Raw genomic sequence first — 1,053 nt, forward strand, 5'->3', positions numbered from 1 at the left:
ACGGAGTCAAAGTCCGTTGCCTTACCGCTTGGCTATAGCCCAATAATGATATTGTCACCAAAATAGGAATCCCCATACAACCTAAAAAGAACATACATAGTATTGCTCTTTTTGTTTGGACCTATTCAGGAAATGGTGGTGGGGGACGGATTCGAACCGCCGAACCCTGAGGGAGCGGATTTACAGTCCGCCGCGTTTAGCCACTTCGCTACCCCACCAAAAGATGGTGCCGGCTAGAGGACTTGAACCCCCAACCTACTGATTACAAGTCAGTTGCTCTACCAATTGAGCTAAACCGGCATAATTAATGATATTAAATGAATGGTGGAGGATGACGGGATCGAACCGCCGACCCTCTGCTTGTAAGGCAGATGCTCTCCCAGCTGAGCTAATCCTCCAAATAAATGGTGACCCCTACGGGATTCGAACCCGTGTTACCGCCGTGAAAGGGCGGTGTCTTAACCGCTTGACCAAGGGGCCTTCATAAAAATAAGCTTCCAAGCGGGCTCGAACCGCTGACCTCTTCCTTACCATGGAAGTGCTCTACCTACTGAGCTATGGAAGCATTATTCTAAAATTTATAAGTAATGGCTCCGCAGGTAGGACTCGAACCTACGACCGATCGGTTAACAGCCGATTGCTCTACCACTGAGCTACTGCGGAATATTTAGTATATCCATACTCTTATAAAGCATCTGTGTCCCCGCCTCAGTAAGCTCCACAAGAAGCGACTCGGCGTGTACAACTCGCAGCTTATTCATGGTAGGAATGCTCGTCTCTACCACTGAGCTACTGCGGAATAATAAAAATTCCATTTTAACCTAATATTCAAAGCCCGGCAGCGTNTTTAGTATATCCATACTCTTATAAAGCATCTGTGTCCCCGCCTCAGTAAGCTCCACAAGAAGCGACTCGGCGTGTACAACTCGCAGCTTATTCATGGTAGGAATGCTCGTCTCTACCACTGAGCTACTGCGGAATAATAAAAATTCCATTTTAACCTAATATTCAAAGCCCGGCAGCGTCCTACTCTCACAGGGGCAAGGCCCCAAC

At 47.6% G+C, this 1,053-nt stretch carries 6 tRNA genes; all 6 read right to left on the bottom strand.

Features of this window, described 5'->3' with window-relative positions:
- Positions 1-133: 133 nt before the first annotated feature.
- Positions 134-218: transfer RNA gene (locus tag RB160_RS23910), tRNA-Tyr, on the bottom strand.
- A 6-nt stretch (positions 219-224) separates the two neighbouring features.
- Positions 225-300: transfer RNA gene (locus RB160_RS23915), tRNA-Thr, on the bottom strand.
- A 22-nt stretch (positions 301-322) separates the two neighbouring features.
- Positions 323-398: transfer RNA gene (locus RB160_RS23920), tRNA-Val, on the bottom strand.
- Between the two features lie 7 nt (positions 399-405).
- Positions 406-480 (bottom strand) — tRNA-Glu (locus RB160_RS23925).
- A gap of 12 nt (positions 481-492) precedes the next feature.
- Positions 493-565: transfer RNA gene (locus RB160_RS23930), tRNA-Thr, on the bottom strand.
- 23 nt (positions 566-588) lie between these two features.
- Positions 589-663: transfer RNA gene (locus RB160_RS23935), tRNA-Asn, on the bottom strand.
- Positions 664-1,053 lie beyond the last annotated feature (390 nt).

It is taken from the genome of Neobacillus sp. YIM B06451, assembly GCF_032667185.1.
GTDB lineage: Bacteria > Bacillota > Bacilli > Bacillales > Cytobacillaceae > Bacillus_D.